The organism is Candidatus Tectomicrobia bacterium, from assembly GCA_016192135.1.
Lineage (GTDB): Bacteria > UBA8248 > UBA8248 > UBA8248 > UBA8248 > 2-12-FULL-69-37.
The window spans coordinates 82,893-96,505 of record JACPUR010000030.1; the positions used below are offsets into that span (position 1 = coordinate 82,893).

General features: G+C 70.3%; 11 protein-coding genes. 2 read left to right on the forward strand and 9 right to left on the reverse strand.

What is annotated here, in order from left to right; translation table 11 throughout:
- Window positions 1-18: 18 nt before the first annotated feature.
- The 8 genes from HYZ11_12725 to HYZ11_12760 form a co-directional block, all read right to left on the reverse strand.
- On the reverse strand, window positions 19-1,935 hold the full coding sequence (locus HYZ11_12725; GenBank protein MBI3128462.1) for a TRAP transporter permease: 1,917 nt from the start codon (window positions 1,933-1,935) through the stop codon (window positions 19-21).
- A gap of 72 nt (window positions 1,936-2,007) precedes the next feature.
- Window positions 2,008-2,964: a TAXI family TRAP transporter solute-binding subunit gene (locus HYZ11_12730; protein MBI3128463.1), complete on the reverse strand. Its 957-nt coding sequence runs from the start codon at window positions 2,962-2,964 to the stop codon at window positions 2,008-2,010.
- 506 nt (window positions 2,965-3,470) lie between these two features.
- Window positions 3,471-4,529 carry an ABC transporter ATP-binding protein gene (locus HYZ11_12735; protein ID MBI3128464.1) on the reverse strand — a complete coding sequence of 353 codons (1,059 nt, stop codon included), beginning with the start codon at window positions 4,527-4,529 and terminating at the stop codon, window positions 3,471-3,473.
- Complete coding sequence (locus HYZ11_12740) at window positions 4,526-6,241, reverse strand: iron ABC transporter permease (protein ID MBI3128465.1); 1,716 nt, start codon at window positions 6,239-6,241, stop codon at window positions 4,526-4,528. The genes HYZ11_12735 and HYZ11_12740 overlap by 4 nt, the downstream gene beginning before the upstream one ends.
- Before the next feature lie 574 nt (window positions 6,242-6,815).
- Window positions 6,816-8,165, reverse strand: coding sequence for an extracellular solute-binding protein (locus HYZ11_12745; protein ID MBI3128466.1), 1,350 nt, complete (start codon window positions 8,163-8,165; stop codon window positions 6,816-6,818).
- A gap of 161 nt (window positions 8,166-8,326) precedes the next feature.
- Window positions 8,327-9,289: an exopolyphosphatase gene (locus tag HYZ11_12750; protein MBI3128467.1), complete on the reverse strand. Its 963-nt coding sequence runs from the start codon at window positions 9,287-9,289 to the stop codon at window positions 8,327-8,329.
- A gap of 26 nt (window positions 9,290-9,315) precedes the next feature.
- Entirely contained in the window at window positions 9,316-9,639 is a 324-nt protein-coding gene (locus HYZ11_12755) for a M24 family metallopeptidase (GenBank protein MBI3128468.1), read from the reverse strand.
- 154 nt (window positions 9,640-9,793) lie between these two features.
- Window positions 9,794-11,293 (reverse strand): SUMF1/EgtB/PvdO family nonheme iron enzyme, encoded by a 1,500-nt coding sequence (locus HYZ11_12760; GenBank protein ID MBI3128469.1) that lies wholly within the window; start codon window positions 11,291-11,293, stop codon window positions 9,794-9,796.
- Window positions 11,294-11,629: 336 nt separating this feature from the next.
- On the opposite strand from HYZ11_12760, the gene HYZ11_12765 reads away from it, so the two are divergent.
- Together HYZ11_12765 and HYZ11_12770 are read left to right on the forward strand one after the other, a co-directional pair.
- On the forward strand, window positions 11,630-12,235 hold the full coding sequence (locus HYZ11_12765) for an N-acetylmuramoyl-L-alanine amidase (GenBank protein MBI3128470.1): 606 nt from the start codon (window positions 11,630-11,632) through the stop codon (window positions 12,233-12,235).
- A 153-nt stretch (window positions 12,236-12,388) separates the two neighbouring features.
- Window positions 12,389-12,805 (forward strand): hypothetical protein, encoded by a 417-nt coding sequence (locus tag HYZ11_12770; GenBank protein MBI3128471.1) that lies wholly within the window; start codon window positions 12,389-12,391, stop codon window positions 12,803-12,805.
- Window positions 12,806-12,996: 191 nt separating this feature from the next.
- On the opposite strand, the gene HYZ11_12775 is transcribed toward HYZ11_12770, so the two are convergent.
- On the reverse strand, window positions 12,997-13,509 hold the full coding sequence (locus tag HYZ11_12775) for a GNAT family N-acetyltransferase (protein ID MBI3128472.1): 513 nt from the start codon (window positions 13,507-13,509) through the stop codon (window positions 12,997-12,999).
- Window positions 13,510-13,613: the final 104 nt, after the last annotated feature.

Below are 13,613 nucleotides of genomic sequence, written 5' to 3' on the forward strand. Positions count from 1 at the left end.
CGTCCGCGCCCCCTCACCCTACCCTCTCCCGGAGGGAGAGGGTTCCTGCGGCAACATCCGCCCGGGCTCCGCGGCGGCCGGCGGGGCCTCGGGGAGCGGGGCCAGGCGCTGCGAGGCGATCACGGCCCCGGCGAGCGCCAGCCCGATGAGGTCCGTCAGCCATCCCGAGTGGATCAGCAGCAGGGAGGCGGCGCCGGTGGCTAGCCGCTCCCAGGGGCGCAGGGGGGCCAGGAGGAAGCCGTGCAGGCTCGCCGCGAGGAGCACCACCCCCGCGCAGGCGCTCAGCACCGCGAGGGCCACCTGGCCCCAGTCCCCCACGAGGAGGAGCGCCGGGCCGTACACGAAGAAGAAGGGCACGACGAAGCCCGTCGCCCCCAGCCGGACGGCGGCGATGCCGGTCGCCCAGAGGGGGGTCTGGCCGATGCCCGCGGCGGCGTAGACGGCCAGGGCCACGGGCGGGGTGATGGCCGAGATGATGGCGAAGTAGAAGACGAACAGATGCGCCGCGATGGGGACGACGCCCAGCTTGATGAGGGCGGGGACGAGAAGGGCGGCCTGCATCACGTAGGCCGCCGTCGTGGGCATCCCCATGCCCAGGATGATGCCGGCGACCATGGTGAGCGCCAGGGCCGGGATGAGGCTCCCCGAGGCGAGGGAGAGGATGAAACTCGTGAACTTGATCCCTAGGCCGGTGTGGGCGATGACGCCGATGACGATTCCGGCCGAGGCGCAGGCGGCGGCCACCCCCACGGAATTGTGGGCCCCGCTCTGGAGCGCTCCGTAGAAGCCCTTGAGGTCCAGCCGGGTCCCGGCCCGCAGGGAGGAGATGAGGACGACGGTGACGGTGGACCAGAAGGCGGCGAGGAAGGCGGTGTAGCCCTCCCACATGAGCCAGACGAGGACGAGGATGGGGACCAGCATGTGCCCCCGCGCGGCGAGCACCCCCCGGAGGGGGGGGATCTCCTCGGGCCGCAGGCCCCGCAGCCCCGTGCGGCGCGCCTCGAAGTGGATGGCCATGAAGAGCGCCAGGTAGTAGAGCAGGGCGGGGATGGCGGCCTGGAGCGCCACCTGGCTGTAGGGGATGCCCGCCAGCTCGGCCAGCACGAAGGCCGCCGCCCCCATGACGGGCGGCATGATCTGGCCTCCCGTCGAGGCCACCGCCTCGACCGCCGCCGCGACGTGGCCGCGGAAGCCGGTGCGCTTCATCAGCGGGATGGTCAGCCAGCCGTCCACCATCACGTTCGCCACCGCGCTCCCCGAGATCGTGCCGAAGAACCCGCTCGAGATGCAGGCGATCTTGCCCGGGCCGCCGGGCGAGCGCCCGGCGAGGGCGGAGGCCAGGTCCATGAACAGGGCGCCCGTGTTCGTGCGCTCGAGGAAGGCGCCGAAGATGACGAACAGCACGACGTAGGTCGCCGAGACGCCGAGGGGGATGCCGAAAATCCCGTCGGGAGAGAGGTAGGCGATGTCCAGCAGGGTCTCGAGACTCAGCCCGGCGTGGCGCATGGGGCCCGGCAGCCAGGGCCCGGCCAGGGCGTAGAAGATGAAGGCGAGGACGGTCAGGGTGAGGGTGGGGCCCAGGGTGCGGCGCGAGGCCTCGAGCACCATGAGGACGAGGAGGACGCCCATCGCCGTCTGCGCCCCGGTGAGGGAGTCCACGTACACCATCCGGCTGTTGAGGTGCTCGAGGTTCCAGAAGATGTAGAGGAGCGGCGCGAGCGAGCAGGCGAGGAGAACGAGGTTCCCCAGGCGGGGCAGCCCCGCCGCGAGCCTGCCGCCCGAGAGGAAGGTGTACTCCAGCAGGCGCGAGAGCCCGTATCCCTCCTGGGGCCGGGCGAGGAAGACGAGGCAGAAGACCAGCGCCAGGTGGACGCCCCGGAGCACGAAAGCTTCCGGGGCGCCCGCCATGGCGATGTAGAGGTGAAAGAGGGACATCCCGGCGGCGATGAGGCCGATCAAGAAACCCTGTGGACGCCCCACACCGCCTTCCACGAGCCGGTCCTCCGGCTAGTTCCGCGCCCCGATCTCCTTGTAGTACCGCGCCGCGCCGGGGTGCACGGGCACGCCCACGTCGGCGGCCATCTCCTTGGGCGTGAGGCCCTTGGTCGCGGGCACCACGGCGTGGATGGACGCTAGGTTCTTCGCCATCGCCCTGGTGAGCTGATAGACCAAGTCGTTCGAGAGCTTTCCGCTCGCGATCAGGTGGGTGTAGGTGCCGAAGGCCGAGACGTCCTTGTCCTGGCCCTTGTAGGTTCCGGCCGGGATGTTGCGCCGGGCGTAGCCGCCGTTGAGCTTGAGGAGCTTCTGGAAGGTGGCGTCGTCCAGGTTCATCAAGGCGACCTTGCGGCCCGTGGCCAGGTCCATGAGGGCGGGAGCGGGGATGGTGGTGACCAGCATGAAGGCGTCCGAGTGCCCGTCCCGCATGAGGGCCACAGAGTCGTTGTAGGAGCCGTGGTTCACCTTGGCGAGGTCCTTGTAGGTGAGGCCGCCCGTCGCGAGGAAGTGGCGGGCCATCTGCTCGCCGGTGTTGCCCACGGCCTGGGTGGTGAGGCGCTTGCCTTTGAGCTGGGCCGGGGTGCGGATGGTGTCGCCGCCCTTGTCCAGGACCACCGCGTGGAAGTACTGCAGGTAGAGCGTCGCCACGTGGCGGACGTTCTGGGTCTTCTTGTCGAAGGGCTTCCGGCCCAGGACGGCGTCCGCCGTGGAGACGGAGTTGCCCAGGCCGAGGTCGGCCTTGCCCGCCTCGACGCCCTTCACGTTGCTGATGCCGGCGCCGAGCTGGACGGTGATGTTCACGCCCTTGAGCTCGCGCTTGGCGATCTCGGCGACCGCCCCGCCGAGCGGATACCAGGAGCCGCCCTGCGGCCCGGTCATCATCTTGAGCTCCGCCGCCTGGGCGGCGCCGGCCACAGCCAGCCATCCGGCCGCCAGCGCGGCCAGCCCCATCCATCCCTTCGTCTTCATGTTCGCGCCCTCCTTCGCGTGAATGAAACCCAGCGCCCCCCGCGCGGGAGAAGGGGCGGCCCAGCCCCCCGCTCCGGGCGGGATCGGTCCACGGACTCCATGAAAGAAGCCGCCTCGAAATGCTTGAAAGATTGGAGAAAGTGTATGCCAGGCGGAGGGGAGGGCGCAACGATTATTCCGGAGGCGGGGGGGTGGATTTGCAGGGGCGAACCTTCCTTCGGAGGCCGAAGCCCCCTTCGGAGGGCGAAGGCCTCGTATTCGCCCTGGGCGGGCGTCCATTCGGGAAGGTCGATGATGGCTCTATGAAGCTCGCCAAAGGTAAGCGTTGCCCTTGGGGGGACATCTTCCCTCACCCCCGACCCCTCTCCCAATGGGAGAGGGGCGCCGCGGTTCATCTTGCTCTCGCCCCCAAAGTGAACGGCGCCACGCCTCCCTCTCCCTCTGGGAGAGGGCCGGGGTGAGGGGGAGGCTCGCGGCGGCCGCCGCTTTTCCCCTCATCCTTCATCCTACCCCGGAAGCAGGATGGCCTGGTCGGGCTCGAAGCAGAGCGCCACCCCCTCGCCCGGGACGAGGGGGACCTCGCCCCGGCGGTGGGGCCCGTCCGCGAGGAGGAGGGCGCCCCCCGCCTCGACGCGGTAGCGGACGGCGCTGCCCAGGAACTCCCGCCCGCGCACGACCCCCTCCAGCCGCCCGGCGCCGGCCGGGGCCGGCTCGTTCTTCCGGCGGACGAGGAGGTGGTGGGGCCTGAGGACAAGGCCCGCCGGGCCCTCCTCCGCCGGAGCGCCCAGGGGGACGCGGATTCCGCCCGCTCCCTCGAAGGCGCCGCCGCGCACCCGGCCCTCGATCAGGTTGGCCGTCCCCAGGAACTGCGCCACGAAGCGGTTGGCCGGCCGGTCGTAGAGCTCGATCGGGGTGCCGAGCTGCTGGATGACGCCGCCGTCCAGCACCGCGATCCGGTCGGCGATGGTGTTGGCCTCCTCCTGGTCGTGCGTCACGTAGACGGCGGTCGTGCCGAGCTTGCGCTGGAGGTCGCGGAGCTCCCCGCGCATCTGGACGCGGAGCTTGGCGTCGAGGTTCGAGAGGGGCTCGTCGAGGAGGAGCACCTCGGGCTCGACGACGATGGTGCGCGCCAGCGCCACCCGCTGCTGCTGCCCGCCCGAGAGCTGGGAGGGCCGCCGGGCGCCGTAGCCGCCAAGGCCCACGAGGTCGAGGGCGGCTTCCGCCCGGCGGGCGACTTCGGCCCGGGGGAGCCTGCGCTCCTCGAGGCCGAAGGCCACGTTGCGCCAGACGCTCATGTGGGGCCAGAGGGCGTAGTTCTGGAAGACCATGCCCACGTTGCGCCGCCAGGGGGGCACCCCGGTGACGTCCCGGCCCCCGATGAGGACGCGGCCGGCCTGCGCGCGGCCGAAGCCCGCGATGAGGCGCAGCAGCGTCGTCTTGCCCGAGCCCGAGGGGCCCAGGAAGGCGAAGAACTCGCCGGGCCTGATCTCCAGGCTCACGTCCCGGAGGACCTGGACGGGCCCGTAGGCGAGGCTCACGCCCTCGATGACGACCCCGGCGCTCATGCCCCCGCCCCCGCCGGGATCTCCGCCCGGGCGGCCGGGACCGCCGCCCCCACCCCGAGCTTGCCCTGGCCGATCAAGCGGTTCGAAAGGTAGGCGCCCGCCGCCATCAGCGCCACCGCCACGATGCCCAGCGCCGCCCCCGGGCCCCGCCCCGCCGCGCTCTGCATGTAGACGTAGATGCCGTAGGAGAGAGGGGCGTTGGCGTCGGTCGAGACGAGCATGAGGGTGGTCGAAAGCTCCACCGCCGCCGTCACGAAGCTCGCCACGAAGCCGGCGAGGATGCCCCCCGACATGAGGGGCACGGTGACGCGCGCCACCGTCCGGAGCCGGTGGGCCCCCAGGTTCTCCGCCGCCTCCTCGAGCGAGGGGTGCACCTGCTGGAGGGCGGCCACGCAGGCCCTGAGCGCGTAGGGCAGCCGCCGCACCGAGAGGGCCACCACCAGCACCGGCCAAAAGGCGGCGAGGGGCTCCCCGCTCCAGGGCAGGGCCACGCCGTGGAAGGTGCGGAGGTAGCCGATCCCCAGCACCACCCCGGGGATGGCGAGGGAGGCCATCGAGACGTAGTCCAGCAGGTGCCGCCCCGGGATGCGGGTGCGGAGGATGAGGTAGGCGATGGCCGTCCCGGCGATGACGTCGATCCCGGCGGCGAGCCCGCTGTAGAGCAGGGTATTGGTCATGAACTGGGGCGTCTCGCGGAAGACCTCGGCGTAGTGCTGGAGGGTCAGGCCCTCGGGCAGCACGCTGAAGGACCACACCCTCCCCACCGAGAGCAGGAAGATCCCCAGGTGGGGGGAGAGCACCAGGGCCAGGATGAGGAAGACGACGGCGTAGCAGCCCGCCTTCTCCCAGGGCCGGAGCGGCTTCTTCGAGAGGCCTCCCGCGCCCTTCTGCACGGTGGCGTATTCCTTGCCCCGGAGCGCCAGCCCCGCCAGCCCCATGGCGAGGAGCGAGAAGGCCACCATGATCACCGAGAGCACGTAGCCCATCGGGTCCGCCACCCCGATGGTGGTGATGCGGAGGTAGGCCTGGGGGCCCAGCATCTGGGTCACGTTCAGGAGGAGCGGGGTGCCCAGCTCGTCGAACACCTTCGTGAAGACGAGCAGCGCCCCCGCCGCGTAGCCCGGCATGGCGAGGGGGAAGACGATCCGACGGAAGAGGCGGAAGCCGCTCGCCCCCAGGTTCTGGGCGGACTCCTCCATGGAGCTGTCGATGTTGGCGAGGCTGGCCGAGAGGTTCATCAGCAGGAAGGGAAAGTAGTGCAGGGTCTCGACGAAGATGACGCCGTTCAGCCCCTCCATGAAGGGGACCGTGACGCCGAGCCAGCGCTCCAGCAGCAGGTTCACGCTCCCGCTCCGGCCGAAGACGAGCTGCATGGCCACCGCCCCCACGAAGGGGGGGATGATGAGGGGGATGATCCCGAGGCTCTGGATGAGGATTGCCCCGCCCAGCTCGAGCCGGGTGGTGAAGTAGGCGAGCGGCACCGAGATGAGGGTGGCCAGCAGCATGGACATCAGGGCCACGTAGAGGGAGTTCCAGAAGGACTCGACGAAGAGCGCCGCCCCGAAGAAGTCCTGGAAGTGGACCAGGGTCAGGCCGCCGCGCCCGTCCGAGAAGGCGGCCAGGATGACCTGGAGCACCGGCACCGCGAGGAAGAGCAGGAGAAAGAGGGCGATCGCCAGCGCGGCCAGCGCGGTGCCCGCGTTGCGGCGCATGAAGCCCTCCTCCCTTTGTCTTATCGCCGGGCTATGGGTTGAAAACTGAATTCTTGGGGCGTTGACTCTCGAAATGACATCAGCGGGCCATTCTCCCTCCCCCCCGGGGGAGGGTTGGGGAGGGGGAGGCGCCGTTAGAGTCCTCCCTCCCCCTGCCCCCTCCCGGAGGGAGGGGAAAAACCGGAATCCAAATCCGCCCTTCTTGTCATTCCGAGCCCTTCGCGGAGTTTACCCTGAGTGAAACGAAGGGCTCAGGACAGGCTCCGCGGGGAATCTGCTTTTGAAGACCAGAAGCAGATTCCTCGGGCCATCGGCCCTCGGAATGACATCACGGGCCATTCTCCCTCCCCCAGGTTCTTGGGGCGGGGGGGGAGGGTTGGGGAGGGGGAATGACCATGAGGTCCTCCCTCCCCCTGCCCCCTCCCGCCTCCGCGGGCCGGAGCCCTTCCGCCTTCGCCACATTCGCTTCGGCGGGCGAAGGCCCGGAGGGAGGGGGAAACCTCGCCCCCGCGGAAAAACGACAAGGGGCTCCGCTGCCAACCAACCTCAGCGGGCCTATTGTTGCCGCTCCCCCCTACCTCATCATCGAGACCGCCTGGCGGGCCAGCTTCTGCGCCTCGGCGTAGTTCCGCCGGGCGAAGGCGTCCCACTCGGCCTCGATCTCCGCCTGGCGCTTGGGCGGCGCCTGGCCCTTCTTCCGGGGCCGGAAGATGCTCAGGAACTCCTTGTCCGCCGCCTGCTTCGCGCTCACGGGGACCGAGCCGGCCAGTTCCTTGGCGCGGCCCAGGAGCGCGATGGCCTGGGCGTCGGCCTTGTCCTTGAGCCTGGCCCCGGCGTCGTGGATGGCCTTCCAGGCGGCCGTCAGCTCCTTCAGGCGGAAGGTGATGACCTGGTCGAACATGGCGTTCACGACGAGGTAGCGCGACCGGGAGACGCGGGTGTCGAACTTCACGGCGGCGCCGATCGAGGCGTCCTTGAAGGGGTTGGGCAGGCCCTTCGCCTTCTCGTAGGCCGAGGGGAGGACGGGCAGCCGCTGGATCTTGGGATCGAGGAGAAGCACCTGCCCCCCGGGCGAGAGCAGGAAGTCGATGAAGGCGCCCGCCGCCCTGGGGTTCTTCGCGTTCTTGATCATGCCGATGTTGGCCGGCACGAGCGTCGTCACCTTGGGGTAGGCGAACTCCACCGGGAAGCCGCTCGCCTTGGACGAGAAGCCGAAGAAGTCGATGACGATCCCGATCCCGAACTGGCCGTTGTTCACCCCCTCGGGGACGCCAAAGCTCCGCTCGGTCACGGAGGCGAAGTTGCCCGCCATCTCCAGGACGGTCCGCCAGCCCTTCTCCCAGCCCTCGCCCTGGAGGATGGTCTCGATGGTGAGGTGGGTCGTGCCCGAGCGCGAGGGGGCGGAGATGGCGACGTGGCCGTGGTAGACGGGCTTCTTCAGGTCGTCCCACTCGCGGGGTTCGGGCAGGTTCTTCGCCTTGAGGTAGCGGGTGTTCCACATGATGCCGTAGCCCGAGGCCGCGAAGCCCTTGTAGAAGCCGTCCGGGTCGTTGATCGGATAGGCGCCGACCCGGGCCGGGATGCCGCCCGCCTTCGCCTCGTACTTCTGGAGGAGCCCCGCCGCCTTCAGCACCTCGAAGGCGTCCGGCGCCGAGGCCCAGAAGATGTCCGGGGGATTCGAGGCCGTCTCCCGCACGTAGGCGATGGCCGCCGAGGTCCCCTTGTTCAGCACCTCGACCTTGGTGCCCGGGTGCTTCTTCTCGAAGGCCCGGGCGTAGACGCTGTAGAGATCCTTGGGGAACGAGGTGACGATGACGAGCTTGGGCTCGAGGCCCGCGGCGCCGGCCGGCGCCGCGAGGAGCGCCAGCGCGGAGAGAAGAGCCGCCGAGAGCAGCCCGCGCCGGCTCAGGCAGAAGGAACGCATGAGGGAATCCTCCCGGTTGATTGTCCGATCAAAGTCCCCGGCTCGCGCGGCCGGGCGCGCGGAGGCGCCTGGGGCCGTTATTTCCAGGAAGCCGAGTGTAGCCGGCCCGCGCGGCGCTTTCGTGACGAATCCGTGACGCATGGATGGCCTCGGCGCGGCGGTCATCCCGCCGCGAGGACGGCCTCGTGGATCTTCTTCGCCGCGCGGTCGGCCTTGCCCTCCGGCACCTGGCACGCCCCCGCCGCGGCGTGGCCGCCCCCGCCGTGGCCGAGGAGTATCTGGCCGATGTTGCACTTGGCGCTCCGGTCGAAGATGGATTTCCCCGCCGAGATCTCGGTCTGGCGGCGCTTGCGGCCGGGCAGGAGCGTGATGGAGACCCGGCACTCGGGGAAGAGCGCGTAGATCATGAAGCGGTTCCCCGGCCAGATGGGGTCCTCCCGCCGCAGGTCCAGGGTCACGATGCGGTCGGCCACGGTGGCGCACCGGCGGAGCTGCTCCCGGAACTTCTCCTCCAGGACGAAGTAGCGGCCCGAGCGCTCGGTGATGTCCAGGTCCTTCATCGCCTTGCCGATGGGCTGGGCGCGCACCAGGTCCGAGAGCCCGAGCAGCGTCTCCTCGATGGAGAGGCGGAAGTTGCGGAAGCGCTCCAGGCCCGTGCGCGGGTCGAGGAGGAAGTGCAGGAGGGTCCAGCCCCGGGGGTAGAGGACGTCCTTCATCGTGAGGCGGCCCGAGTCGGCCTTGTCCACGGCGGCCATCATGGGCTTGGTGTAGGCCGGGAAGCGGCCGGGCCCGCCCAGGTGGCGGTAGAGCACGCGCGCGGCGGAGGGAGCCGAGGGGTCGTTGATGTAGTTGGCGCGGGACCGCACCCGCCGCTTTTCGCTGACGTGGTGGTCCACCGCGAGGTGGGCCCCCTTCACATACGGGAGGTTGACCGTGATGTCGCGCTTCGTGACGGCGACCTTCCCCTCCTGCATGTCCTGGGGATGGACGAAGACGATCTCGCGGATCATCTCCCGCTCCTTGAGGAGCACGGCGCTCGCCAGCCCGTCCAGGTCGGCGCGGGTGAGGAGGCGGTATTGCTCTTTGCCCCGCCGGGGCGGGCGCGCGGGGAGTCTCTCTTCCATGGGTCTCCTTTGTGCGGCCCGGCCGCTCACGCCGCGGCGACGGCCCATCGGTCGCGGCCCAGGTCGCCCAGGCCCTCGCAGCCCGAGGGGGTGACGGCGACGGTGTCCTCGATCTTCACGTAGCCCACCTCGGGGTGGCGGATGTCGGTTTCGATCGAGATGACCATCCCGGCCTCGAGCCTGCGCGCGGTGTACTGGGCCTCGGCGATGGCCTGGAAGCGCTCGTGGAAATGGTAGAAGTAGCCGCCGCAGAGGTAGCGGATGTTGTGGCGGGTGAAGGCCAGGACGAGGTCCGCCCCCGCCTCCTCCATCAGGCGGTCCAGCTTGGGGCCGTCGTAGGGAAGGTGCATGGCCTCTCTCCGGAAGGGATGGCCCCGCCATGTTCCTCCACCGGGGGGGAGGGGGTCAACTGGGGGGATTCCGGATAAACGGGCGGAAGAAAAGGCCATTCGTGCCTTTTCCGCAGGGCTCATGGCCATGCGCCCTGCGGACGATTCAGCCAGGTCACGGCAGCGTCATCGCCACCCGGAAGCCCTGCTTGCCGCTGCGGGCGTCCACCTTGCTCGCGATGCGGCGGGCGGCGCGGAGATCTACCCCCGCAATCCCCCAGGCGCCTCCGCGCAGGGCGCGGAGTTCGCACTCGCCGCTCGTCCAAGCCTCGCCGCCGGAGGGAGCGCCGGCGTAGGTGCCGTTCCAGCAGTCCGCCGTCCATTCCCAGACGTTGCCGTGCATGTCGAACAGGCCGAAGGGATTGGGCGGGAAAGAGCCCACGGGCGTGGTCCGCAGGGAGGGATTCCTGCCGCACCGCTCGCAGTTCGCGTGATCGGGCTTCAGTTCCTTCCCCCACCAGTAGGGGGCCTGCGAGCCTGCGCGTGCGACATACTCCCACTCCGCCTCGGAGGGGAGGCGGTACTCGCGGCCGGTCAGCGCGCTCAGCCACCGGAGGTATTCCTGGATATCATTCCAGCTCACGTAGATGACGGGCCGGTTCCCCCGCCCCCAGCCGCGATCCTGGGGTTTGTACGAGCAGCCGCCGGCCCGCACGCAGGTGTCCCACTGCGCGAAGGTCACTTCGTACCGCCCGATGGCGAACGGCTTGGCGAGGGTGACGCGGCGCTGGGGGCCCTCGTCGGGGCGGCGCTCCTTCTCCTCCGGCGGGGAGCCCATCTCGAAGCTCCCCGGCGGGACCACCACCATCTGCGGGCAATCGGCGCATTCCTGGAACGCCGTCCCGGGGCTAAGCTCCTTGGTGAGGGGCTTCAGGGCGAGGCGGGAATCGGTCCCTGTCGCTGCAAGGAGCGCGTGCCGGCCGGCCCCGGCCTCCGGCAGGAGGGAAAGCAGGAAATCTCCCACGAGCCAGAATCCGGCTCCCCCCAGGAGCAGGGCCGCCAGGGCGCCCAGGACCGCGCCATGCCACGCCGTGAGGGCGCGGCGCCTGCGCCGCTGGGAGCTGTCCTCCGGGAACACCCGGACGCCGTACACCTCGATCGGCTCGGCGATGTTCTTGACCAGGTACTCGCCCAGGTACTCCAGCCCGCAGTCGAGCTTCTTCTGGATCTGCTCGTAGACCGTCCGGGAGACGCAAATGCCCCGCCCGTCGGCCAGCCCCTCCAGCCGGGCCGCGATGTTGACACCGTCCCCGTAGAGGGCCCCATCCTTCACCAGCACGTCGCCAAGATGAATCCCGATGCGGAACTCCATCCGGCGGCTCTCGGGCAGCTTATCGTTGCGCCCGGCGAGGGCCTTCTGGATTTCCACGGCGCAGGTCACCGCGTCAATCACGCTGGAGAACTCGGCCAGGAGGGCGTCGCCCGGGGCGTTCACCACCCGGCCCCGGTGGTGGCCGATCAGGTAGAACTGGAGCTCCCGGTATTCGCTCAGGGTGCGGAGCGTCGCCTCGTCGTCCTCGCCCATGAGGCGGCTGTAGCCCGAGACGTCGGCCGAGAGGATGGCGGCGAGCCTGCGCTCGACGCGGCCGCTCTGGGGGGCACTCTCCGACGCCATGCGCAGTCTCCGCACCAAATCACCGGAAGGTTCAGAATTTTATCATATCCGGACCCCGCCCATGGATTTTTCCTCTGTGCATGAACCAGCGCGAAATTGGACGAAATTGCGGTAACGGCCCGCGCCGGCCGGAGGGCTATCTTGTCCGAGGGCGCGGGCCCGCCTCCGGGCGGAGGGCGGGTTCCGAAACCCGTCCTGCGGGCCGCGGCAAGCGGAAAAGTCCGCTTCTCAGGGATCTGTTCACGATATTTCACGATATTCCAGGCGAAAAAATTCACCGGATTCACCAATATTCACCGATGTTCGAGCCCCAAAAACCATTCGCGGGAGGCTCCGATGCGGCTTCTGGATCACTGGCTGGAGGGGGAGGGCGTCGTCCGGCGGGCCACGCCCAACGCGGGCGGGGCCCTCGCCCCGCGCTTCCTGGTCTTCCACTACACGGCGGGCCGCGACGCCGAGAGCGCGGCGGAGTGGCTCTGCACCCCCGCGGCCCGGGCCTCGGCCCACGCGGTGGTGGCGCGGGACGGGCGGATCTTCCAGCTCGCGCCCTTCAGCGTCCGCGCCTGGCACGCGGGCGAGAGCCGGTGGGGGGAGCTGACGGGGCTGAACGCCTGGTCCATCGGGATCGAGATGGACAACCCGGGGCGCCTCGCGCGCTCGCAGGACGGCTTCCGCACCTGGTTCCGGGCCCCGGTCCCGGCGGAGGAGGCGCTGCGGGCGCGGCACAAGAACGAGGCGCAGGAATCCTGGTGGCACCGCTACACGGAGGCCCAGATCGCCCGCGCCGTGGAGCTGGCCCGCCTCCTCGCCGGGGCCTACGGGATCGAGGAGGTACTGGGGCACGACGACATCGCCCCGGGGCGCAAGGCCGATCCCGGGCCCGCCTTCCCCCTGGCCGAGGTCCGCGCCCGGGCCCTGGCCAGGGAGAAAGCCGCTCCGTAGGGACGACCGGCCTTCAGCCGGCCGGCCGCCCCTACGGACGCAAGGCGCCGCGGACGGTTCGTTTCCCCGGTGAATTGTCCCGGGGTATAGTGGGGGAGCAGGCCCCGCCATTCTTCCCCGCCCGTCCGGGCGCACATCCCAAGGAGGTGGACCATGGCCGATACCATCCGCACGGTGGATTACTACAACATCATGTCGTCCGACAGGCCGGGCGCCGGGGCGAGGATGCTCGAGCCCTTCCGCAAGGCGAAGGTGAGCTTCCTGGCGGTGCACGCCTTCCCGGAGGGGAGCCGCGTGCAGGTGGACTTCGTGCCGGCGAAGGGGTCGGATTTCCTCCGGGTGGCGCGGCGCGAGGGGGTGAAGCTCGGCCCCAAGAAGAAGGCCTTCCTCGTCCAGGGCACCGACCGGCCCGGGGCGCTGGCGGGCGTGCTGGGGTCGCTCGGGGAGGCGGGGATCAACGTGACGGCCGTGACGGGCCTGTGCGCCGGGGGGCGCCGCTTCGCCGCCATCCTGTGGGTGAAGCCCAAGGACCAGCGGGCGGCGGCCCGGGCCCTGGGGGCGAAGGGGTAGGGAGGCGTGGCAGGCTCCGCGAAGGTGTCATGCTGAGCCCTGCGCTTGCGCTCAGGACAGGCTCCGCGAAGCATCTCGGTTTTGCCTTTTGAAAATCCACACCGAGATTCTTCGGCCCTGCGGGCCTCAGAATGACAGGCTTAGCGCCTCCTGACGGAAGGGTGGAGTGAACGATCCGGCGGGATACCGCCCTAGGCCTTCGAGGCGGCGCCCGGCCGCGGGGCGGGGACCGAGAGGTCCAGCTCCATGAAGAGCTCCCCGGGCTGGCCCCGGTCGTGGTAGGCGGGGATGTCCCGGAAGCCCATGGAGCGGTAGAGGGCGTGGGCCTCCTTCATCCAGGCGAGGGAGTCGAGCCGCATCCGGGCGTACCCCGCGCGCCGGGCCTCCTCGACGAGCCGCTCGGCCAGCCTGCGGCCGATGCCCCGGCCCCGGAAGCCGGGCCGCACGAACAGGCGCTTCATCTCGCAGGCCCCGTCCCCCAGGTCACGGAGGCCGATGCAGCCGGCCGGCTCGCTCTCCGCCCAGGCCAGGAAGAAGGCGCCGCCCGGCGGGCCGTAGAGGCTCCTGAGCCCGGCCACCTCGCGGTGGTGGCGCTCGGCCCGGTCGAAGCAGACGAAGACGTCCCGCATCCGGGCGTACTCCTCCAGGAGCGCCCGGGCGGCCTCCACGTCGGCGTCGGTCGTCATGGGCTCGATGCGGAGCACCGCTTTCTTCCTCCCGTGGACGGAATATACTCCCCGCCGGCCGCCCTGCCGAGGGGGGATCGAAAGGGGCAGGGCGAGGACGTTCCGCAGGGGCGATGCTTGTC